Source organism: Pseudarthrobacter sp. NamE5, assembly GCF_005796225.1.
In the GTDB taxonomy this organism is placed as follows: Bacteria; Actinomycetota; Actinomycetes; order Actinomycetales; family Micrococcaceae; genus Arthrobacter.
On record NZ_VAHO01000006.1, the window covers coordinates 123669 to 145900 of the forward strand.

A 22232-nucleotide genomic window follows, 5' to 3' on the forward strand; every position below is an offset into this window, starting at 1 on the left:
AGACACATGTCCATAACCACAACAACCAGGCGGGGGCAGGGACGCCCCGAAAGCCGCCGCAGGCGTCGGGTCGAACCGGTTTTCTACTTTTTCCTCTTGCCGAGCCTCGTTCTCTTCACTTTGGCGATTACGGTTCCCGGCCTTGTGGGCATCTTCTTCAGCTTCACAGACTCCATCGGAATCGGTGACTGGAAGTTCGCTGGCCTGACCAACTACATCGCAATTGCCAGCGATCCTGCGATTCTGCAGAGCTACCTGTTCACCTTCGGCTTCTCGATCGTCACCGTGCTGGTGGTGAACGTCGTGGCCTTCCTCCTCGCCGTAGGGCTCACCTCGCAGATCCGCATGAAATCAGCGCTGCGCACCATCTTCGTCATACCGATGGTGGTCTCCGGCATCATCATCGCCTATGTTTTCAATTTCCTGTTCTCAAACTCGCTGCCCTCTGCAGGGGCGGCGGCGGGCATTTCCTGGCTCGAGACAAGCCTCCTTGCAAACCCTGACCTTGCGTGGGTTGCCATCGTGGTGGTTACCGCCTGGCAGGCGGTGCCCGGGGCACTGCTGATCTATATCGCGGGTCTCGTCTCGATCCCCGGGGACGTGTATGAGGCCGCGGAGATCGATGGCGCAAGCAAGGCCCAGCAACTCCTGAAGATCACCGCTCCGCTCGTGGCGGGTTATGTGGTGATCAACATTATTCTCGGATTCAAGGGTTTCCTTAACGCCTACGACATCATTGTTGGACTCACGAACGGCGGCCCGGGAACCTCAACAAGAAGCATTGCGATGACCGTTATCGCCGGTTTCAACGGTGGCGATTATGCCTACCAGATGGCCAACGCGACGATCTTCTTCATCGTCGCTGTCCTCATCTCTCTTCTGCAGCTTTCGCTGACTCGCGGACGGAACACACTCTGATGACCACACCATCCACCCTCACCGCTGAGGGAATCCACCGCACCGAATCCGTCTCCGCCAGTGGCGGGCGACGGCGCTCAGGTTTGAAGGTCGAGCGGGTGAACTGGCCGGGTACCGCCATCCTGGTCCTCTGTGCGCTCACGGTTCTGCTTCCGCTCTACGTGAGCCTGTCCATGGCTTTCAAAACCCAAGGGCAGGCTGTGGACGGCAACGCCTTCTCATTCCCTGAACCGTTCAGCGTGGACGGCTTTGTCCAAGCGTGGACGCTGACGAATTTCCCCGTCGGCGCCGCAATGTCGTTGCTGGTCACCGCGGGAACTGTAGTAGCGACCATTGTGCTGGCAGCGTTTGCCTCGTACGCGATCGTGCGCAACTGGGAACGCCGGTTGTTCCGGTACTCCTTCTACTACCTGCTCGCAGCAATGTTCATCCCGTTTCCGGTCGTTGCGCTGCCGCAAATCCAGTTGACCGGCCGCCTTGGCCTGGACAACCCCATGGGTGTGATTCTGCTCGCCACCATGTTTCAGTTGAGCTTCAGTGTTCTGCTGTTCACGGCGTTCCTGCGGTCAATCCCGATGGAATTGGAAGAGAGCGCCCGCATGGACGGCGCCACGACCTGGCAGACATTCTGGAAACTGATCTTTCCCCTGCTGGCGCCAATGAGCGCCACCGTGGGGATCTTCGCCTTCCTGTACGCCTGGAACGACTTCATGATGCCTTCGCTGATCATTTCCGACCCGGCACTGCAAACCCTTCCCGTTCGACAAAATCTGTTCCAGACTCAGTTCAGCAACAACTACCACGTGTCCTTTGCGTCCTACCTGATGGCCATGGCTCCGGCCATCGTGGCCTATCTCTTCACCCAGCGATGGGTTATGGCCGGTGTCTCACAGGGTGCCGTCAAGGGCTGAGCCTTTGCCAGCCATCAATAACTCCAGCGCCCCGGAAAGGGGAAACTGCTTGTCCATCCTCGCCTGCCAGACGCACGACGCCGACCACGGACCCACCGACGCCACCAACTGGTGGAGACAGGCTGCGGTTTACCAGATCTACCCGCGCAGCTTCGCCGACTCGAACGGTGACGGGATCGGCGACCTGCAGGGCATCACCTCGAAAGTGCCTTACTTGAAGAGCCTGGGGATCGACGCCGTGTGGCTCAGCCCGTTTTACCCCTCGGCCTTGGCCGACGGCGGCTACGACGTAGATGACTACCGCAACGTCGATCCCAGGATCGGCAGCCTGGCAGATTTCGACGCGATGGCCGCGGCCCTGCATTCCGCGGGAATCAAGGTGATCGTGGACATTGTCCCGAACCACTCCTCCAACCGGCACGCCTGGTTCCAGGAAGCCCTGGCCGCGCCCAAGGGGTCACCGGCCCGGCAGCGGTACCACTTCCGGGACGGAGTGGGTGAACATGGCGAGCTGCCGCCCGCGGACTGGACAGCCGCTTTCGGCGGCCCGGCCTGGTCGCAGGTGGACGATGGGCAGTGGTATCTGCACACCTTCACTCCGGAACAGCCGGACTGGAACTGGGACAACCCGGAGGTCCGTGCGGACTTCCTCACCACTCTGCGCTTCTGGGCGAACCGGGGCGTGGACGGCTTCCGCGTGGACGTGGCCAACCTCCTGGTCAAGGACCTCCGCGCCGAACTTCCCAGCAGGCAGGAACTGGAGGCGATGGACCGTACCTCCGGCACACACCCGCTGATGGACCGGGACGAAGTCCATGAGATCTACGCCGAATGGCGCAAGGTATTCAACGAATATGACCCGCCGCGGTTTGCAGTGGCGGAGGCCTGGGTGGAGACCGCCGCGCGGCGCGCCAAGTATGCTTCCCCGGAAGGACTGGGGCAGGCTTTCAGCTTCGACCTGCTCTTGGCCGACTTTAACGCTGCCCAGTTCCGCACCATCATCAGCGACAACCTCGAACAGGCCCGCCTCACGGGCTCCACCACCACCTGGGTGTTTTCCAACCACGACGTCACCCGCCACGCTACCCGGTACGGCCTTGAACCGCTCAACGGGCGGCCGGGGAAACCGGGGGTGGAATGGGTCAAAGCCGGCGGTCCCCTCGAAGCCCTCGACATGGAAGGAGGCATCCGTCGCGCCAAGGCCGCCACGTTGCTCATGCTCGCTCTTCCCGGCTCCGCGTACCTCTATCAGGGAGAGGAACTGGGGCTGCATGAGGTAGCAGACATCCCGGCTGACCGGCGCCAGGACCCGTCATTCTTCAGGGGCGCCGAGTACGACGGACTGGGCCGGGACGGCTGCCGCGTGCCTCTGCCCTGGGAACCGTCCGGTCCTTCCTTCGGCTTCGGCACCAACAGCGCCCACCTGCCCCAGCCGGACTGGTTTGCCGGGTATGCAGCCAGCACCCAGGAACGCGACCGCAACTCAACCCTGCACTTCTACCGCCAGGCCTTGGCGCTGCGCCGCAAACTCCAAGGTCCCGAGACCTTGGAATGGAGGCAAGGGGGAGACGAACAGGTGCTGCACTTTATGCGCCCGGGCGGCTGGCACGTCGTTGCGAACTTCGGTACCGCCGCCGTCGAACTTCCTGACGGCGAGGTCCTGATCTCCAGCGGCAGGATCGAGGACGGCAGGCTGCCAAGAGAATCAACCGCCTGGCTCAGGGCCTAAGGCGGCGTCGGTGAGCGACCCGAGCTTGCTGTTGACCTTGCCCGCCCACCCGGCACATACTGGTCGCAAAAAATTTAGAGACTAAATAAAAGGAGCGTTGTGAGTACAACCGCCACCCTGGCAACCCTTTCCGATTCCGACCGCCTGGCCGATCCCAACTGGTGGCGCCAGGCCTCCGTCTACCAGATCTACCCGCGGAGCTTCGCCGACTCCAACGGTGACGGAATCGGTGACCTCAAAGGCATCACCTCCAAGGTGCCGTACCTGAAATCCTTGGGGATCGACGCCGTCTGGCTGAGCCCGTTCTACCCCTCGGCGCTCGCGGATGGCGGCTACGACGTGGACGACTACCGCGACGTGGATCCCAAGCTGGGCACCCTCGAGGACTTCGACGAGATGGCCGCTGCCCTGCACGAGGCAGGCATTAAGCTGATTGCGGACATCGTCCCCAACCACTCGTCCAACCGGCACAAGTGGTTCCAGGAGGCCCTGGCCTCTCCCAAGGGCTCTCCGGCCCGGGACCGCTACATCTTCCGCGACGGCAAGGGCCCCGGCGGCGAGTTCCCGCCGTCGGACTGGGACTCGGTCTTCGGTGGCCCGGCCTGGGAGCGCATCACGGAGCCGGACGGCACCCCCGGCCAGTGGTACATGCACATCTTTGCGAAGGAACAGCCCGACCTGAACTGGTCCAACCGGGAAATCCGCGAGGACTTCCTGAAGACCCTGCGCTTCTGGTCCAACCGCGGCGTGGACGGCTTCCGCGTGGATGTGGCACACGCGCTCACCAAGGACCTCACCGAGCCGCTGCTGTCCAAGCTGGAGCTGAGCGCGGCCAACACGGGCGTGGACGGGTTCGACGACGGCACGCACCCCTTCTGGGACCGTGACGAAGTGCATGAAATCTACGCCGAATGGCGCGAGGTCTTCAACGAATACAACCCGCCGCGCACCGCGGTGGCCGAGGCATGGGTCCACGCCACCCGCCGGGCCCGCTACGCCAGCCCGCAGGGGCTTGGCCAGGCCTTCAACTTCGACCTGCTGCAGGCCGACTTCGACGCCGCCGAGTACAAGGAGATCATCACCCGGAACCTGGCCGAGGCGGCCGCCACTGGCGCCTCCTCCACCTGGGTTTTCTCCAACCACGATGTTGTCCGCCACGCCACCCGTTACGGCCTGCCGCAGGTGTCCAAGGGCAAGGAACGCACCAAGGGCCAGGACGGCAAGGACTGGCTGCTCGCCGGCGGCCCCAAGGAGGAACTCGATGTGGAGCTCGGTGAACGCCGCGCCCGCGCAGCCACCCTGCTGATGCTCGCCGTGCCCGGCTCGGCTTACCTCTACCAGGGCGAGGAACTGGGACTGCAGGAAGTGGCCGAGATTCCGGAATCCGAACGCCAGGACCCCTCCTTCTTCCGCAACAAGGGCGTGGAGATCGGCCGCGACGGTTGCCGTGTCCCGCTGCCCTGGAAGGTTGAGGGAACCTCCTTCGGCTTCGGCGAAGGCGGCGCACACCTGCCCCAGCCCGGCTGGTTCAGCAGGTACGCCGTCGAGGCGCAGGACGGAACAAAAGGTTCCACCCTTGAGCTCTACCGCAAGGCCCTGAAGCTCCGTCATGAACTGCTGACGGACGAGGAGCTGGAGTGGGTGGAGACCGGCAACCCGGAGGTCCTGCACTTCCGTCGCCCCAATGGCTGGCAGTCAGTGACCAACTTCGGGGACACCGCCGTCGACCTTCCGGCGGGCGGGGTGCTGGTCACCAGCGCACCTCTTGAGGACGGCAAGCTGCCGGCCAACACCACCGCATGGCTGCGCTGATCTCCGGCGGCCGCCCCTTGGGACGGCCGGACTGGGGTAACGTGCTGATGCGGGGGCTGTGCTGATGCAGGAAGTGATTTACGGCTGCATGGGCCTGGGTGGCAGCTGGTCTGGCGAGCCGCATGCCGGCGAGCATGTGGACGAGGCTGCTGCCGCCGTCGAGGCCGCCCTGGATGCCGGCATCACGTTGTTCGACCATGCCGACATCTACCGCGGCGGCAAGTCCGAGGCCGTGTTCGGTGAGGTGCTGGCTGCCACGCCGGGCCTCCGGGACCGGATCCGGCTGCAGACCAAGTGCGGCATCAGGCTGAACGAACGCGGACTGCAAACGCACTACGACCTGAGCCGGGAAGCCATCCTGGAGCGCGTCAACGAAAGCCTGAAGCGGCTGCGGACGGACTACGTGGACATCCTCCTGCTGCACCGCCCGGACCCCCTGACGGGCCCCGCGGAGGTGGCGGCCGCCGTCGGGCAGCTGATGGCGGAAGGCAAGGTCCGGCAGCTTGGCGTGTCCAACATGTCCGGTGCGCAGATCGAGGCGCTGCAGGACCGGCTGGAAACGCCGGTGCTGGCGAACCAGCTTGAGATGAGCCTGCTCAAGCGGGCCTGGCTGGAAAGCCAGGTGCTGGTGAACCATGCCGAGCACCTGGACTACAGCTTCCCGCACGGCACCCTGGAGTACTGCGCCCGGCACTCCATAACCCTGCAGGCCTACGGTTCCCTGGCCAAGGGCGTGTACACCGGCGTGGAACCGGAAAGCCCCACGTCCGCCGAGGCAGCCACCGCGGATCTCGTGGCTGAACTGGCCGGCGAGTACGGCAGCACGGGGGAGTCGGTGCTGCTGGGCTGGCTGATGAAGCACCCGGCGGGGATTGCGCCGGTGATCGGGACCACCAATCCCGGCCGCATCCGGGCCTGCTCGGACGCGGCCCGCGTGGCGCAGGCCATGAGCCGCGCGGACTGGTACAAACTGTGGGTTACTGCGCGGGGCAGCAGCATCCCCTGACCCATCCCAACTAGGTAGCAGCAAGTGTCGTTTTGGCACCCCATAACGACACTTGCTGCTACCGGCTTTTGCCAGGACCCGAGTCATATCCTGTTTAGTTCGTATTGATCCTCACAAGCTGGCCATTTTCTGCGGCGTGCCGGTTGCCGGGCGGATACGGTAGATACATGACGTCTACCATCGCCACCGAGACCGTAAGGCCGGAACGCAATATCCCCGCAGAGATCGCCCGCTCCTGGCTCCTCGTGAATGCCATGAAGCCGGAGCTTTTCGACCAGTCGGCAGTCTCCCGCGCCGACTCGATCATCCTGGATATTGAAGATGCGGTGGACCCTTCCCAAAAGGACCAGGCCCGGAACAACGTTATCGACTGGCTGACCGCCGGCGGCAAGGCCTGGGTCCGCATCAACGACGCCACCAGCCCCTTCTGGGCCGATGACCTCGCTGGCCTCCGCGGCACCCCTGGCCTGCTCGGCGTCATGCTCGCCAAGACCGAATCCGCGGACCAGGTCACCGAAAGCTTCCACCGGATGGACGGCAAGACCCCCGTGATCCCGCTGGTGGAATCCGCCGTCGGCATCGAGGAAGCCAACAACATCGCCAAGGCCCAGGGCGCCTTCCGCCTCGCCTTCGGCTCCGGCGACTTCCGCCGCGACACCGGCATGGCGGCCACTCCGGAAGCCATGGCCTACCCGCGTGCCAAGCTCGTGGTTGCCAGCCGCGTGGGCAACCTCCCGGGCCCCATCGACGGCCCCACCGTGGGCACCAACCACCCCATCCTGCGTGAGCAGACCGGCATCACCGTGATGATGGGCATGACCGGCAAGCTCTGCCTGGCCATCGACCAGACCCCCGTCATCAACGAGGTCATCAGCCCCACGCCGTCGGACGTCGCCTGGGCCACCGATTTCATGGCTGACTTCGAAGCCAACGGCCGCGTCATCAGGGACGGCTCGGACCTGCCCCGCCTGGGCCGCGCCGAGAAGATCATGAAGCTCGCGGTAGCCTTTGGGGTGCAGCCCGCGCTGTAGCACCCGCGCTTTTTATCCCAGGAGACCCCGTGACCGATACGCCTTATCTGGTCCACGGGGTCTCTTGGCCCGCGCACGATGATCGCGCCGGTTCATTCGGATCCCCTCCCGTGCTGCGCCTGCAGGCACCGGATGGCACCTTCAGGGAAACAGCGCTCGACGACGGCACGCGACTGGGCTTCCGGCTCGCCGCGGAAGGGAAGTCCTGCCTGGGCCACTACCGGGTGCACGGCCCAGCGCGCCGTGACCACGTGCTGTGCAGGAACAGCTCTCCCTCGGTCCGGGGATACCAGTGCGACAGGTGCTTCGTGCAGGACGAGTTCCGGCTGATGCACGATTTCCACCGCGGCGGCGGTGTCCCGCCCGGCCTGCGCAGCTACTTGATGCAGCCGCACTGGCTCTACGTCGCAACCTTTGCCGACGGCACCAGCAAGGTGGGGACGGCCTCGGACCTGCGCAAGTGGCAGCGGCTTGCCGAGCAGGGCGCCGTGGCCGCCAGTTACATCGCCCGCGCCGCGGACGGGCGGGTGGTCCGGGTCTTGGAGGACCTGGTAACGAGCGACGGCGGCCTGCCCCAACAGGTGCGTTCTGCCGCCAAGGCAGCGGCCCTGGCAGCCCCGGCCCCCGCCGACCGGATCAAGGCCCGTAACTCCGCCCTCGCAGCCTTCGCCCGCCAGGTGGCGTCCACCGCGGGTGAAGACGGCTTTGAGCTCGTGGACGAGACCTGGAGCAGGCCCGGACTCGCCGACCGGCTGTGCTCGGAAACGGCGCGTCATGCCTACCCCCATTCCCTGGAATCAGATGCCCACGGCTTCACCATCCGGTCCGTTTGCGGCAGCTTCGCCCTGGCAAGCCTGGATGGCGCAGATCTGGAGTTCGTGGTGGACCTGGGCCGGCTCAAGGGCCGCACCATAGAACTCGGAGACCACCGCTCGGAGGTACCCGCGGTCCAGGAAGCGCTGTTCTGACTCCCGGTAGACTTGCAGGGTGCTGAACGAATTCTGGGCCACCGCGCCAACCCGCTACAAAGTGCTGGTCTTCAGCGCCATGGGACTGATCGCCGTCGGCGTCATCCTGAACCTGGTGGGCAACACCAGCGGCAACTCCTGGCTGGCCATGGCGTCGCTGCCGGTTATCGGGCTGGGACTTGTCCTGCATGTCGCCGGCATGGTGGTCCGGGGTCAGGCGATTCGGAAGAAACTTCGCCGCTAAGCCTCAACAACACCCACCTTCCCCGACTCTTCACCTTTTCTGCCGCTCAAGAGCCTGACGATAGGCTGGGCCCATGACTATCAATCCGGACCTGCAGGGCCGCACCTACCCTGCCGCAGAGGTATATGACGTCGGCCGCGAGAAGATCCGCGAGTTCGCCCGCGCCGTGAAAGCCACCCACCCTGCACACTTCGATGTCGAAGCCGCCAAAGCCCTGGGCCACACAGACCTGGTGGCCCCGCCGACCTTTGCCATCATCATCGCCCAGCGGGCCGACGCCCAGCTCATCGAGGACCCGGAAGCCGGCATCGACTTCTCCCGCGTGGTCCACGCCGACCAGCGCTTCACCCACCACCGCCCCATCTTCGCCGGCGATCAACTGGTGGCGGAACTCCACGTGGACAGCATCCGGGCGATGGGCGGGGGAGCGATGATCACCACCCGCTCCGAAATCTTCGCCCTCGGCGCAGGCGAATCCCGGGAACCAGTCACCACCACCACGTCATCCATCCTGGTCCGAGGAGAGGGACAGTAACCATGAGCCTCAGCATCCACGAACTCAGCCCAGGCCAGGAGATCGGCAGCCGAACCGTCGAGGTCACCCGCACCGACCTGGTCAAGTACGCCGGCGCCTCCGGCGACTTCAACCCGATCCACTGGAACGAGGCCTTCGCCACGAGTGTCGAGCTGCCCGGCGTGATCGCGCACGGCATGTTCACCATGGGTTCCGCTGTGCAGCTGGTGACCGATTGGGCCGGGGATCCGGCCGCCGTCGTCGACTTCCAGACGCGCTTCACCAAGCCCGTCCTGGTTGCCGATACCACCGGCACAACTGAGCCAGGCGCAACCATTGAGGTCAGCGGCATCATCGGAAAGCTCGACGCCGAGGCCAACACTGCGCGCATCGACCTCACCGTTGTTTCCGCTGGCCAGAAGGTCCTGATGAAGGCCCAGGCCGTCGTAGCGCTTTCCTAATCGCTTCGCCATCGAAGCAGTTATAAAGAACTACTGAGGGAGGCTGCCCGGTTGGGCAGCCTCCCTCAGCCTTTTAAGGCAACCCGGCCGCCATCAGTAAGCCGCGATCAGTAGGACGAAGCGGCCGCGTTATAGGACGACTGGATGACGGAGCCCCAGTACGGTCCGTACATCCTGGTGGAATTGCTCCCGTAGCCGTAGCTGTTGACCGAGTTCTGGTAACCGCCGGACGACGTTCCGATGAACCAGGGCCCGCCGGAGGATCCACCCGTCATGTTGCACGGGATGCCCTGGGAGTTGAACTGCGGGTTGTAGGGATCGTTGGTTGCGGTGCCTGAGCAGCTCTTGAGCGATTCTCCGTTGAAGGGTGCTGCTGCCGGGTAGCCAAATGCCTTGTAGCTGAGGCCGCGGGCTGCATTGAACCGCACTCCGGAGGCACCCACGACGTCAGCAAGATTGCGGCCGTTCAGCTGCGACATCACCGCGAACCCCGTGTCGTACTCCATGCTGCCCGTCGAGCTCCACTGAGTTGGCGCGAAGAGGGCCTTGGCCGTCCACTTACCGTAAGGGGCTGCGCCGTTGAGGTAGGCAGGAACAAAGGTGAACCTCGTCGCGAAAGCTCCGGGTCCCTCATTGAGGCAGTGGCCCGCCGTGGAGACCGTATTCCTATTGGTGGAGGCCACCGAGTTGGCCGAGCAGACATAATCCGCTCCGCCCAGGGTGAAGAACACCTTGCCGATGTGCGGTACCGGATTCTCGCTGGCATTTGCCATGGGCTGGACTGCCGGCTCCGAACCCTTGATTTTGGTTTCAGCTCCCTTGCCGGCGGCTTCTTCGGCGTGGATGGAATTGTCCTTCTGGCGTTGCAGGGCCTTCTTCGCGAGTACATCGCCGGGTATGGCAGCCCGCATCCGGTCAGGCGTCCAGTAGTCAGCGCTGGAGGTGCCGGCGATCCTGGTGCTGGTCACGCCGGGAACTTCCTTGTTCTCCGGCGAAGCAGGTGCCGCCGTGGCTCCCCCTGCCGAGGCGAGGGTAATCAGTGCGGCGGTGGAGAGGCTCATGAGGCTTGTGGCCAGAGTCCTGTTAATGGTCATAGCTGTCCTATGCGATAGCGGGAAGCGAACCCAGGTGTGTGATCCGCTGGGGTTGAAGGTACTCAGGTATGACAAGTTTGTAAATATCTTCTACAGATCTTGTTACTGTATTTTGCAGCTGAGGAGCAGCAGCAGGTACCACGAAGCCGCAACGCTTTCCCTAGTACAGTGGTCTGGTGACTCCCAGGATGCTTTCCGAACTGACCACGGCCGCCGTCGGAGGTCCTGCCGGCACCTACATCGAGGCCCGCACCGAGGCCGAGATCATCGACGCCGTCCGCGCTGCCGACGCCGCGGAGGAGCCGCTGCTGATCATCAGCGGAGGCTCCAACCTGCTGATTTCCGACGACGGGTTCCCCGGTACCGTGGTGAAGATCGCCTCGGAAGGCTTCACGGTCAACGCAGAGGATTCGTGCGGCGGCGTGGCCGTGGTGGTGCAGGCGGGCCACAACTGGGACAAGCTGGTGGAACACGCGGTTCTCCATGCCTGGTCGGGGATTGAAGCCCTGGCCGGCATTCCTGGCTCCACCGGGGCCACTCCGGTGCAGAATGTTGGCGCCTATGGCTCGGATGTGTCCCAGACCATCGCCGCTGTCCGCACTTGGGACCGCGAGCGGAACGCCGTGAAAACTTTCACCAACTCCGAGCTGAAGTTTGGTTACCGGGACTCGATCCTGAAGCAGACCACCGTTAACGGTTCGCCACGGTATGTTGTGCTGACCGTGGAGTTCCAGCTGCCGATCGGGCGGATGAGTGCACCCATCCGGTACGCGGAGCTGGCGCGCGCGCTGGGTGTGGAGCAGGGAAAGCGGGCCTACGCCACGGACGTGCGCCGGGAAGTACTGAGGCTGCGTGCGTCCAAGGGCATGGTGTGGGACGCGGCGGACCGGGACACCTATTCCACCGGCTCCTTTTTCACCAATCCAATTGTGCCGGGCGAGGTGGCCGGGGCGCTGCCGGAGACGGCGCCGCGTTATCCTGCCGGCCAGGAAGGGCAAGTCAAACTGTCCGCTGCCTGGCTGATAGACCAGGCCGGGTATGGCAAGGGTTTTGGCCTCGAGCCGGACAGCGTCTCCGGCGGACGCGCATCGCTGTCCACCAAGCACACCCTGGCCATCACCAACCGCGGTTCAGCCAAGGCGGCGGACGTGGTGGCCGTGGCGCGCGAGGTGCGCGCCGGCGTCGAACGCCGGTTTGGGATCACTTTGCACCCCGAACCGCTGCTCATTGGCTTGGAACTGTAGAATGCCCGTTCCTGCTGCCGGCCTCGACCGCGGCGGGGACGGTTAGTCCCATCAGGGCAGAGGCCCAGCCGGCGCTGGCCAGGTAGAGCCCCATGAACAGCCAGACGAGCAGGCCTGGGGCCTGCGGGCTTACCATCCCGGCCGCAATGCAGGTCGCCAGGCCGCAGGTGGCGACGGCGAGCGACAGGATCCAGAGGACCTTCCCGGCGCGGGGGTGCTGCCGCCAGTCGCGGAGAACACGCAGCTGGCCCCGATTCACGCTGATTCCAGGGAAAAGCGCGGCGTAGCCGCCGCCCAGGCTCAGGGCGAGGGAGGGCAGGAGCAGCAAAGGATCGGAGCGGCCGCTCTGCACAAAGGCGGACAGGGAGGCCAGGCCCAGCCCTGTTCCTGCCAGGACGGACGCCGTTCCGCCCGCCATCCACCGTTTTGTTCCTGGATCAAGCAACTGCCACAAACTCCCCAAAGTCATGCTCCTACCCTAACCGGCCGTGTTGACGGACTTCGTCCGGCCGTAGGATGGGGGCCATGACTGGGAAGCGTCTTACCGGTGCGGTCCTCGGCAGGCTTCGACTGGTGTCCCAGCGGCTGGTGCCTGCCCCGGTTGTGCCGCCTGTCGGGCGGGCGGCCGATGTGCAGTCCGCCATCGCCGGGACTGTCCGCTGGATGACCGCCCTGCAGGCCCAGGACCTGCCGGCAGCCATGTGGGCAGTGGGTACCAGGGTGCCCGGAGCGGGACTCAGCGACGTCCGGGCTGCCCTCGATTCCGGTGCGGTGGTGCGCTCCTGGCCCATGCGCGGCACCCTGCACCTGGTGGCGCCGGAGGACCTGGGCTGGATGTTGCAGCTCACCGCGGAGCGGCTCACCAAGGGCATTGCCTCCCGGCACCGGGAGCTCGGCATCACGTGGGCCGACATCGAAAAGTGCCGTGACATAGCGCTGGACCATCTGGCCGGTGGTACAGCCGCGGGCAGGCAGGAGCTGTTCCGGATTTTCGACGCAGCAGGGCAGCCCACTCAGGGCCAGCGGGGCATCCACATCCTGGGGACGCTTTGCCGGCACGGCTGGCTGGTCCTGGGGCCACTGTCTGGAAACCAGCAGCTGTTTGCGGCCTTCGATGACTGGATCCGGGTGTCCCGCTGCCTGGAGCGGCGGGAGGGGGTGGCAGAGTTTGCGTTGCGCTACTTCCGCAGCCATGGCCCTGCCACCGTCCGGGACTTCGCCTGGTGGACGCAAATATCCCTGACGGAGGTTCGGGCGGCATTCGAGGACGTCAAGGACCAGCTGGTGGAGCTGGAATTCAAGGGGACCAGCTACTGGCTGTCCCCGGAGACGGGGGCGCTGCTCAACGGCAGTGTCCCCGGCTCGCGGTCAGTCCTCCTGCTTCCCGGCTTCGACGAGTTCCTGCTGGGGTACCAGGACCGGAGCCTGGTCCTGGCAGTGGAGCATGCGAACAGGATCGTGCCCGGCGGCAATGGCGTCTTCAAAAAGACCTTGGTGGCCGGGGGAGAGGTGATCGGCACGTGGGCTCGGGAAGGCACGGGTCCAGGCGCCGGCGTCGTGCCTGAACTCTTTGACGGTGCCCGGCCGCTGGGGGCCACCGCGCGGTCTGCCTTCGACCGTGCCGCCGGGCGCTACCTCGCGTTCCTGCAGAGCTGACTGCGACGCTCTCTCACTTAACGTGCCTTTTCCGCCAACGCTCTCGCAGTCCATTACGGGAGTGCGAGCGCCCACAAAGGATGTTAAACGCAGCCGGCCCTGACCCGCTGGGCCGGTGCCGGGCAGCAACGGTTGGGCGGGTCAGGGCCTTCGTGTGGGGAAGCCTGGGGTTACAGGCTCCCGGTGGCGATGTTGAGCATGCGGCGCAGCGGCTCGGCGGCGCCCCAAAGAAGCTGGTCGCCCACGGTGAAGGCGCTGATGTACTGCGGGCCCATCTCCATCTTGCGGATGCGGCCGACGGGGATGTCCAGGGTGCCGGAGGCGGCCACCGGGGTCAGCTCGGCCATGGAGGCTTCCTTGGTGTTGGGAACCACCTTGGCCCACTCGTTGTCCGCGTCCAGGAGCTTCTCGATCTCGGCGACGGACAGGTCTTCGCGGAGCTTGAGGGTGAGCGCCTGGGAGTGGGAGCGCATGGCCCCAATGCGGACGCACAGCCCGTCCATGATGACGCGGTTCTCGTCGGAAGTGCCCAGGATCTTGTTGGTCTCCACCCCGGCCTTCCACTCTTCCTTGGACTGCCCGTTGCCAAGGTCCGCGTCAATCCAGGGGATCAGGGAGCCGGCCAGGGGAACACCGAACTGGGTGGCGTCGATTTCCGTGCGCTGGTGGGCCAGGACCTTGCGGTCAATGTCCAGGATGGCCGACGCCGGGTCGTCCAGTTCCGTGCTGACCTCGGCGTTGAGCGTGCCGAACTGGCTGAGCAGTTCGCGCATGTGCCGTGCGCCGCCGCCCGAGGCAGCCTGGTAAGTCATGGAGGTGCCCCACTCCACCAGTCCGTTCTTGAACAGGCCGCCGAGACCCATCAGCATGCAGGAGACCGTGCAGTTGCCGCCGATGAAGTCCTTGGTGCCGTTGACCAGGCCCTTGTCAATCACGTCCCGGTTGATCGGGTCCAGCACGATGATCGAGTCATCGTTCATACGAAGGGTGGAGGCGGCGTCGATCCACAGGCCGTCCCAGCCGCGGCTGCGCAGCTCGCCGTGAACCCGCTTGGTGTAGTCGCCGCCCTGGGCGGTGACAATAATGGGCAGCTTGGCCAGGGTCTCGACGTCGAACGCGTTTTCGAGCTTGCCCGCGCCTTCAGCGAACGACGGCGCGGCACCTCCCGCGTTGGAGGTGGAAAAGAACACCGGGTTGATGTTGGCGAAGTCGCCCTCGTCCTGCATGCGCTGCATGAGGACGGAACCGACCATGCCGCGCCATCCGACCAGGCCGACGGAAGGGGTAGCTGCTGTAGTCATCCGTCCATTTTAGACGTCGCAACCGAATGGGCGCAGTCGGTTACGTCACTCCCGCAGCGGCAGATTACGACGGCGGCAAGCGCCTTGGTCCCGTGGCTTGCGGCGGGCAGTTCGACAGACCCAGCAGTCAGGGCCTGTCGAACTGGCGGGCAGTGGGCTCCGGGATGCCCCGCTCTGCCCGCAGGCGCTTGGCCTTTGCGGCCACACCCGCCATCCGCGCCGCATAGAGCACGCCGCCCACGCCCGCCACGGTAAGGACCAGGGCGCCCCACATCGGGTCCTGTCCGCGGCTGGTGGGTCCTGCCACCAGGAGGACGGAAAAGACTGCCAGGGCCGCGAAGAAGACCGCCATCGCGGCAAAGCCGCCCGCAGACCGCACCTGCGGGTGGGAACTGGCGGTGACTACCCCCAGTTCATCCCTGGCATAGCTGTGGAGTCGCCCGTCCACGGTACGGAAAAGGACACGTTTTTCCCCGTGCGCCACCGCCTGGTCATGGTTGAAACGGATCTGTTCCTCGGAATCGGAACCCGGGTTGCTGCCTGGAAAGCCGTTCTGCACGCTAGTCCTGTCGAATCGATCGGATGTGGTCCAGCACCTGTTCGCTGGTAAGGCCCGGAATTTCCTGGATGGGTTCAGAGGGCGCATCGGGGACGCCGTACCCTACTGTCCAGTCCGTTCCGTTGCGTTTGATGAGGAGTTGCTTGCCGGCGCCGTCCTGCAGCAGCCGTATGGTGGCCCCGCCGGCCGGGTTGTCCTCGAGATGCTTGCGGATGATGAAGAAGTTGGCTTCTGCCGGCGTGGTATCGGGTCGCTGGGCCATCGCGAACCAGCTGAGGTAGGCGCGGGGCTGCAGCAGAATCCTATATTCCGGCGACTCGACGGACAGGACATTATCAGTGGAATCCGCTGTCAGGAGGTTGATCTGCACCCTTCTGGTGGCTCCCGTCAGTGCACTGGCGACGGCCGCGACTGGCCCCTTCACGGACAGTTCGCCGCCGGGGCCGGCCGTAGCGGCGCCGCGTGCCACCAGGGATGAAGCACCGGCAGACAGCAACGAGGCGTCGTCGAGTTCCCTTTCAAGGCGCAGGGCCCTGGCCGACTCTTCGGCAGCGGGGTTGCGCCGCAGGTTCAGGAGCACCAGGAGTTCCGCGAAGCCAAAACCGATGGCGTCAGGAAAGCTCTCTTGGGCAGCCGACGGGGCGGCTGTAGTAGTTTCAGTCACTGGTTGTTCCCCTTAATTCCTCAGAAGCCGAAAAAGTCGCCGACAGCGTCGACACCGTCACTGACGGCTCCGCCAACGGCCTCCGCCCCGTCCGCAATCTTGTCACCGACGTAGTTCACGGAGTCCTGGATGACGGGCACGTTGTCATAGAGGGCAAGGGCGCCGCTGGCCACCATGCAGACTGTCCCGGCGGGAGGCGGCAGGAACGAGCCGGCACCCAGCAGGGCCTTGGTGGTGGAGTACGCTGCCGCCCCGTAGTCGCCTTCCTGGAGGTTGTTGACGGCATCCAGGCTGTCCAGACCCACGCCGACAACGCCCAGTCCCTTACTGAAGACGTCGATGTACTGGAACGCCCTGGACCCCTCGGCAAGGTCCAGGACCTCGTGGAACCTGCCTTCGAAAAGGTTGTTGGAAAGGTTGAAGAATTTGCTGAACTCGTTGGAGTTCTGGAAGGCCCGCCAGGCCACCGGATCCAGGAAGTCGCCGATCCGCGACCTGTGCAGCATTGCTGCGATGTCGAAGAGGCCTGCACGGAGGTTTGGAAAGGCTTTGGTGAGGCCGTAGATGTCCCAGCCGTCGCGGAAGGGCGAGTCCGGGTCTGCAAGCCAGTCCGGGCCCCACGGGTTGTTGCTTGCCTGCCCGGGAGCATTCCCGCCAGGACCTGTGCTTCCTGGTGTCCCTCCCGGCCCGGATCCACCTGGGCCGCCTGTCCCTCCGGCGTTGCTTGCCCGGTCCTGTTCGTCGGCGTGCGTGAGGAGCAGCCTGGATTCCTGCTTCAGGCGGGACGCGGTTTTTTGCAGCATCATCCGGTGGCTGCTGTTCCAGTCTGAACGGAAACGGGCGGCGTCCTGGCCCTTCCAGGCGGGACTGTTATTGATCTGGCCGCTCAGTTGCGCCGACTGCTGCAGCAACAGGTCCGCAGTCTTGCTGAACTGCTGTGCGAGCGTGCGCAGCTGCGCGACGTCGGCGCCCCACAATGTTCCTGCCACCCCGGCATCCCCCATCCGTTTCATGACATTCCATGACAGCCCCATGCGGGGCTGCAGGCCCCAGCTTAGTAAGAGCCCGCCGGGAGCACTATGGGGTGTCCTCCCCATGCCCCCTTGCCTGTCAGCCGCGGTCTGATTCCTCGATCACCGCAGTCTTGCGTGCCCGCAGCGCGAAGAACGCCCCGAACGCGAAGACCTGCGTCACCACCACAAGCACAATGGCGCCGGCGATCTTGTTGCCCCCCAGGATCATCGTCAGCCCAACAATCGCGGAGAGCAGGGCCAGCAGGGGGAGCAGCATGTAACCCAGGACGAAGAGGGTTTCCGGTTTCTTCAGCATTCCTAGCCCTCAGTCCTTGACCATTTGGTGAATCGGTAGCGTGTGCCGTTGGCGGCCGTCAGCCAGCCGTCGGGCGGGACGGAAGCGGTGGCTTCCCAACTGGTGCCAAGCTCGGGAGCGAACGTGTCGCCGTCGGCCTTTACGTCAATAGTGGTGACCACAGCTACGTTGGCGAGTTCGGTGGACTGGCGGAAAATTTCGCCGCCGCCAAGGATCCACACGGTGTCGCCGCCGTCCACGAACTGTGATTCGAGCAGCGCGTCATCCAGCGAAGGAACCACGACGGCGCCCTCCGCCTCAGGCGTACCGGCCCAGCTTTTCTGCCGGGTAATGACAATGTTCGTGCGCCCGGGAAGGGGCCGGTACTTCTCGGGGAAGGACAGCCACGTCTTGCGGCCCATGATCACCGGGTGCCCGGTGGTCAGTTTCGTGAAGTGCCTGAGGTCCTCCGGCAGGTGCCAGGGCATGTCCCCGTCCTTGCCGATGACGCCGTCCGGGGTCTGGGCCCAGACGAGGCCCACGCCGGTGATGGACGCTGCCAGTTCCTCGGTGAAGGACTGGGGATCAGTGGAGTTTTCGGTGCTCATACCGCGATCGGCGCCTTAATAGTGGGGTGGTGCTTGTAGCCCACCACGTCGAAGTCCTCCAGCGAGTAGTCGAAAATCGACGCCGGCTTCCGGGTGATCTTCAGCTGCGGGTACTCATAGGGTTCCCGCTCCAGCTGCTTGAGGACCTGGTCCATATGGTTCTCGTAGATGTGCACATCGCCCCCGGTCCAGATGAACTCGCCGGGTTCCAGTCCCACCTGCTGGGCCACCATGCAGGTCAGCAGTGCGTAGGAGGCGATGTTGAAGGGCACGCCAAGGAACATGTCCGCGGAGCGCTGGTACAGCTGGCAGGACAGCTTGCCGTCGGCCACATAAAACTGGAAGAACGCGTGGCACGGGGGCAGCGCCATGTCGTGAAGTTCCGAGACGTTCCAGGCAGACACAATGTGCCGGCGGGAGTCCGGGTTGGACCTGAGGTTTTCGATGAGCTCCGCGATCTGGTCGATGTGCCCGCCGTCAGGCGTGGGCCAGCTGCGCCACTGGACACCGTAGACGGGTCCCAGGTCGCCGTCCTCGTCGGCCCATTCGTTCCAGATGGTGACGCCCTGGTCCTGCATCCACTTGATGTTGGTGTCGCCGCGCAGGAACCACAGGAGTTCAACTGCCACGGACTTGAAGTGCACCCGCTTGGTGGTAATCAGCGGGAAACTTTTGGCCAGGTCAAAGCGCATCTGCCGCCCGAAAACACTGGTGGTTCCGGTGCCGGTGCGGTCCGATTTATGGGTGCCGGAAGCCAGGACATCGCGCAGGAGGTCTTCATAGGGAGTTGGGATGCTCACGCCCCAAGTCTATCCGGCTTGGGCCGGGCGTCCGGGAACCGGACCCCAGCCGGGGTCAGTCGTCAAACGGCTTGAACTGCTCTACAGCGACGATCCTCTTCCGTCCGCCGGGCGCCACATGGCACACCACCAGCTCACCGGGCGACAGGTAGGGCTCCTTGGCCGGCAGGAGGACGCGCAGGTGCGAAGGCATGTGGTGGGCGAGCTGCCTGAACACCGTGGGAAGTGCCGGGCGGTGCGTGCAGACGGCCACCGCGCGCTGCTTGTCGAAAAGGGCCTCGATGACGGCTGCAGTTTTCTTGGGGCTGCGCTGATGCCGGTGTTCGGTGAGCGCCTCTGCGAGCTTCACCTTCGCGCCGGCGGCTTTTGCATAGGGGGCGACGGTTGCGACGCACCGGAGCCAGGGACTGGTCACCACGCGCAGCGGTTTCCAGGCATGCAGAAGCCTGCTCACAGCCTTCGCCTGCCGTGTTCCGGTGGCGGCGAGGGGCCTTTCGCCTTCAGCCTTGCTCCAGGATGAGCGCGGCTTCGCCTTGGCGTGGCGGAGGACAACGAGCGGCCACGTATCCAGCTCCCCGCGCCTGTGCGCTTCCTGCAGGGCCTTCAAGGGTACGACGTCGGAGGGATTGGACAGCAGCGACGCCGCCTTTTCGGGGACGCACCACATTACGCTGTCCACCTCCTTGCCGTCCGGCACCAGCCGTGCCCCGTTTACCTTGACGGCCCAATAGTGGACCACCTTGAGGCCGGACGGCACGTGGTAGTGGATGGGCGGCAGCGGGATACCCAGCTGCGCCGTAAGCCCGATCTCCTCCTGGATTTCCCGGACAGCGCACTCAGGGATGGTTTCGCCGTCGTCGATCTTGCCCTTCGGCCAGGACCAGTCGTCATAGCGCGGCCGGTGGATCAGCAGCACTTCAAGCCGGTCCTTCACCAGCCGCCAGGGCAGCGCTCCGGCAGCGGTTACTGCTACTGGTTCCCCCGGATGGTCTGTCTGGTCTGCTACGAGTGCATCGCTCGACAGGACAGTGGCTTCAACGTCGCTCGACAAAACAGTGGCCCTTTACCGGCGGCTCAGGCTGCGCTGCCGGGGGCGGGACGCCAGCAGAAAGGACTGGACATCCTCAAGCGGCCTGCCGTCGTCGGAAAGGTGGTGCCGAAGCCAGTTTCCCTCGTGGTCCAGGTGCCAGCTGGACGTTTCCGGTGCCATATAGCGCCGCAGCAGGTCAAGGACATAGTTGATGTCGTCGGCGCTGGCCAGCTGGACCAGGGCCTCCACCCGGCGGTCCAGGTTGCGGTGCATCATGTCCGCCGAGCCGATGTACACCACGGGGTCACCGGCATTGGCGAAGGCGAACACGCGGGAGTGCTCCAAGAACCGGCCCAGGATGGAGCGGACGGTGATGTTCTCGCTCAGGCCCGCCACTCCCGGGCGGAGGGAGCAGATGCCGCGGACCACCACGTCCACCTTGACGCCCGCCTGGGAGGCACGGTACAGGGAATCGATGATGGCCTCGTCCACCATGGAGTTCACTTTGATCTGCACGCGGCCGGGTATTCCGGCGCGCGCATTGCGGATCTCGGTCTCAATGCGGTCGATCAAGCCTGAGCGAACCGAGCGCGGCGCCACCAGGAGCCGCTTGAAGGTGGACTTCGGGGCGTAGCCGGAGAGCTGGTTGAACAGCTTGGACAGGTCCTCACCCACCTGGTCGTTGGCGGTCAGCAGGCCCAGGTCCTCGTAGTAGCGCGCCGTCCGGGGGTGATAGTTGCCGGTGCCGATGTGGCAGTAGCGGCGCAGCCCGTCAACCTCCTGGCGCACCACCAGGGACAGCTTGCAGTGGGTCTTGAGGCCAACAATGCCGTAGACCACGTGCACGCCGGCCTGCTCAAGCTTCCGTGCCCAGGAGATGTTTGCCTGCTCGTCGAAGCGGGCCTTGATCTCCACCAGGGCCAGTACCTGCTTGCCGGCCTCCGCCGCGTCGATCAGCGCATCCACGATAGGGGAGTCACCCGACGTGCGGTAGAGGGTCTGCTTGATCGCCTGCACCTTGGGGTCGGCCGCGGCCTGCTCCAGGAAGGCCTGGACGGAAGTCGAGAACGAGTCATAGGGGTGGTGCAGCAGGATGTCCCGGCGGCGCATGGCAGCGAAGACGTTGGCGGCCTTGGACGTTTCGGACTCGTTGAGGAAACGGGAGGTGTGCGGGACGTGCTTGGGGTAGTGGAGGTCCGCGCGGTCGATCCCGGCGATGACGGACAGTCCCCTGAGGTCCAGGGGAGCCGGTACCGAGTACACCTCCGATTCCTCCACGCCCAGTTCGCGGATCAGGAGTGCCCGGATGTTGGGGTTGATGTCGTTGGTGACCTCGAGACGCACCGGCGGGCCGAAGCGTCGCCGCAGGAGTTCCTTCTCAAGGGCTTGCAGGAGGTTCTCGGCGTCGTCTTCCTCGACCTCCACGTCCTCGTTGCGGGTAACGCGGAAGGTGTGGTGTTCCAGGACCTCCATGCCGGGGAACAGCTTGTCCAGGTGCACCGCGATGACATCTTCCAAGGCAATGAAGCGGGCCACGCGCCCGGGCACGGCGCCTGCGCGCGGACCATCAATGGAGATCAGGCGCGGCAACTGGTCCGGCACCTTGACGCGCGCGAACAATTCCTTGTCGCTGATGGGGTTCCGCACCACCACGGCGAGGTTCAGCGAGAGGCCTGAGATGTAGGGGAACGGGTGCGCCGGGTCCACCGCCAGGGGCGTCAGGATGGGGAACACCTTTTCCGCGAACATCACGCTGAGCTGCTGCTGGGCGGCATCGTCCAGTTCATCCCACTGCATCAGGTGGATGTGCTCGTACGCCAGTGCGGGCCGGATCTGCTCCGCATAAACCTGCGCGTGCCGCTGCTGGAGCCGGTGTGCTTCCTCGCTGATCTGTTCCAGGACCTCCACGGGGCTGAGGCCGGCAGGGGAGGGGACTGCCAGGCCGGTGGCAATCCGCCGCTTGAGGCCGGCCACGCGGACCATGAAGAACTCGTCAAGGTTGGAGGCGAAGATCGAGAGGAAGCTGACGCGCTCCAGCAGGTGCAGGGTGGGATCCTCGGCCAGTTCCAGGACCCGGGAGTTGAAGGCAAGCCAGCTCAGCTCACGGTCAAGGAAACGGTCCGGGCGGATGTCGCCTTCGGGCTGCAGGTTGGGGGCGAACTCGGGAATGTCGATGCGGTCCTGGGTGGCCCGTGACGCCGGAACCTCCGACGAACCGAAGCGGGCACGCACCGGCACCGCAACGTCCTGGGACGTGGCTGTTCCGGAAGGTTCCGGGTTCATGGCATCTCCTTTACCTGGCGGTTGATGCTGGCGCTTCCGGCCTGCGCGGTTCTGCTTCAACCTTACAAGCATTCCCTGCGCCCAAGCCCGC

At 64.9% G+C, this 22232-nt stretch carries 23 protein-coding genes; 12 read left to right on the forward strand and 11 right to left on the reverse strand.

What is annotated here, in order from left to right:
- Nucleotides 1-6: 6 nt before the first annotated feature.
- From FDW84_RS19890 to FDW84_RS09660, 10 genes are all read left to right on the forward strand, one after another.
- Entirely contained in the window at nt 7-918 is a 912-nt protein-coding gene (locus FDW84_RS19890; RefSeq protein ID WP_138608873.1) for a carbohydrate ABC transporter permease, read from the forward strand.
- Nucleotides 918-1829: a carbohydrate ABC transporter permease gene (locus FDW84_RS09620; protein ID WP_138608875.1), complete on the forward strand. Its 912-nt coding sequence runs from the start codon at nt 918-920 to the stop codon at nt 1827-1829. The genes FDW84_RS19890 and FDW84_RS09620 overlap by 1 nt, the downstream gene beginning before the upstream one ends.
- 49 nt (nt 1830-1878) lie before the next feature.
- Nucleotides 1879-3558 carry a glycoside hydrolase family 13 protein gene (locus FDW84_RS09625; RefSeq protein WP_205754742.1) on the forward strand — a complete coding sequence of 560 codons (1680 nt, stop codon included), beginning with the start codon at nt 1879-1881 and terminating at the stop codon, nt 3556-3558.
- A 99-nt stretch (nt 3559-3657) separates the two neighbouring features.
- Complete coding sequence (locus FDW84_RS09630; protein WP_138608877.1) at nt 3658-5370, forward strand: glycoside hydrolase family 13 protein; 1713 nt, start codon at nt 3658-3660, stop codon at nt 5368-5370.
- A 64-nt stretch (nt 5371-5434) separates the two neighbouring features.
- Nucleotides 5435-6376, forward strand: coding sequence for an aldo/keto reductase (locus FDW84_RS09635; RefSeq protein WP_138608879.1), 942 nt, complete (start codon nt 5435-5437; stop codon nt 6374-6376).
- Between the two features lie 167 nt (nt 6377-6543).
- Nucleotides 6544-7407, forward strand: a complete 864-nt coding sequence (locus FDW84_RS09640; RefSeq protein ID WP_138133122.1) for an HpcH/HpaI aldolase/citrate lyase family protein — start codon at nt 6544-6546, stop codon at nt 7405-7407.
- A 29-nt stretch (nt 7408-7436) separates the two neighbouring features.
- Nucleotides 7437-8375 (forward strand): DUF2797 domain-containing protein, encoded by a 939-nt coding sequence (locus FDW84_RS09645; protein ID WP_138608881.1) that lies wholly within the window; start codon nt 7437-7439, stop codon nt 8373-8375.
- A gap of 19 nt (nt 8376-8394) precedes the next feature.
- Nucleotides 8395-8619: a DUF3188 domain-containing protein gene (locus FDW84_RS09650; protein WP_138608883.1), complete on the forward strand. Its 225-nt coding sequence runs from the start codon at nt 8395-8397 to the stop codon at nt 8617-8619.
- Between the two features lie 73 nt (nt 8620-8692).
- Nucleotides 8693-9154 carry an FAS1-like dehydratase domain-containing protein gene (locus FDW84_RS09655; protein WP_138608885.1) on the forward strand — a complete coding sequence of 154 codons (462 nt, stop codon included), beginning with the start codon at nt 8693-8695 and terminating at the stop codon, nt 9152-9154.
- A 2-nt stretch (nt 9155-9156) separates the two neighbouring features.
- Nucleotides 9157-9594, forward strand: coding sequence for a MaoC family dehydratase (locus FDW84_RS09660; protein ID WP_138608887.1), 438 nt, complete (start codon nt 9157-9159; stop codon nt 9592-9594).
- Nucleotides 9595-9701: 107 nt separating this feature from the next.
- On the opposite strand, the gene FDW84_RS09665 is transcribed toward FDW84_RS09660, so the two are convergent.
- The gene (locus FDW84_RS09665) at nt 9702-10688 is read right to left on the reverse strand and encodes a trypsin-like serine peptidase (RefSeq protein WP_138608889.1); all 987 of its coding nucleotides are present in this window, start codon (nt 10686-10688) and stop codon (nt 9702-9704) included.
- Nucleotides 10689-10864: 176 nt separating this feature from the next.
- Between FDW84_RS09665 and FDW84_RS09670 the strand changes: the two genes are divergently transcribed.
- A complete protein-coding gene (locus tag FDW84_RS09670) occupies nt 10865-11932 on the forward strand; it encodes a UDP-N-acetylmuramate dehydrogenase (protein WP_138608891.1) in 1068 nt (355 codons plus the stop codon).
- On the opposite strand, the gene FDW84_RS09675 is transcribed toward FDW84_RS09670, so the two are convergent.
- Nucleotides 11913-12401 carry a hypothetical protein gene (locus tag FDW84_RS09675; RefSeq protein WP_138608893.1) on the reverse strand — a complete coding sequence of 163 codons (489 nt, stop codon included), beginning with the start codon at nt 12399-12401 and terminating at the stop codon, nt 11913-11915. The genes FDW84_RS09670 and FDW84_RS09675 overlap by 20 nt on opposite strands.
- Nucleotides 12402-12457: 56 nt before the next feature.
- Here FDW84_RS09675 and FDW84_RS09680 point away from each other — a divergent pair, with 56 nt between their 5' ends.
- Entirely contained in the window at nt 12458-13588 is a 1131-nt protein-coding gene (locus FDW84_RS09680) for a winged helix DNA-binding domain-containing protein (protein ID WP_138608895.1), read from the forward strand.
- Nucleotides 13589-13758: 170 nt separating this feature from the next.
- Here FDW84_RS09680 and asd read toward each other — a convergent pair whose 3' ends face one another.
- From asd to FDW84_RS09725, 9 genes are all read right to left on the reverse strand, one after another.
- Nucleotides 13759-14889: an aspartate-semialdehyde dehydrogenase gene (gene asd / locus FDW84_RS09685; protein ID WP_138608897.1), complete on the reverse strand. Its 1131-nt coding sequence runs from the start codon at nt 14887-14889 to the stop codon at nt 13759-13761.
- 127 nt (nt 14890-15016) lie between these two features.
- The gene (locus FDW84_RS09690) at nt 15017-15448 is read right to left on the reverse strand and encodes a hypothetical protein (RefSeq protein ID WP_138608899.1); all 432 of its coding nucleotides are present in this window, start codon (nt 15446-15448) and stop codon (nt 15017-15019) included.
- A gap of 1 nt (nt 15449) precedes the next feature.
- On the reverse strand, nt 15450-16112 hold the full coding sequence (locus tag FDW84_RS09695) for a hypothetical protein (protein ID WP_138608901.1): 663 nt from the start codon (nt 16110-16112) through the stop codon (nt 15450-15452).
- A 20-nt stretch (nt 16113-16132) separates the two neighbouring features.
- Nucleotides 16133-17125, reverse strand: a complete 993-nt coding sequence (locus FDW84_RS09700) for a WXG100 family type VII secretion target (protein ID WP_240721466.1) — start codon at nt 17123-17125, stop codon at nt 16133-16135.
- Between the two features lie 97 nt (nt 17126-17222).
- Nucleotides 17223-17441, reverse strand: coding sequence for an NF038396 family protein (locus tag FDW84_RS09705; protein WP_138608903.1), 219 nt, complete (start codon nt 17439-17441; stop codon nt 17223-17225).
- Between the two features lie 2 nt (nt 17442-17443).
- Nucleotides 17444-18028 carry a dihydrofolate reductase gene (locus tag FDW84_RS09710; protein ID WP_138608905.1) on the reverse strand — a complete coding sequence of 195 codons (585 nt, stop codon included), beginning with the start codon at nt 18026-18028 and terminating at the stop codon, nt 17444-17446.
- Entirely contained in the window at nt 18025-18828 is an 804-nt protein-coding gene (locus FDW84_RS09715) for a thymidylate synthase (RefSeq protein WP_138608907.1), read from the reverse strand. Before FDW84_RS09715 ends, FDW84_RS09710 begins: the two co-directional genes overlap by 4 nt.
- Nucleotides 18829-18883: 55 nt before the next feature.
- On the reverse strand, nt 18884-19852 hold the full coding sequence (locus FDW84_RS09720) for an NUDIX hydrolase (protein WP_138609054.1): 969 nt from the start codon (nt 19850-19852) through the stop codon (nt 18884-18886).
- 39 nt (nt 19853-19891) lie between these two features.
- The gene (locus FDW84_RS09725; protein WP_138608909.1) at nt 19892-22141 is read right to left on the reverse strand and encodes an RNA degradosome polyphosphate kinase; all 2250 of its coding nucleotides are present in this window, start codon (nt 22139-22141) and stop codon (nt 19892-19894) included.
- Nucleotides 22142-22232 lie beyond the last annotated feature (91 nt).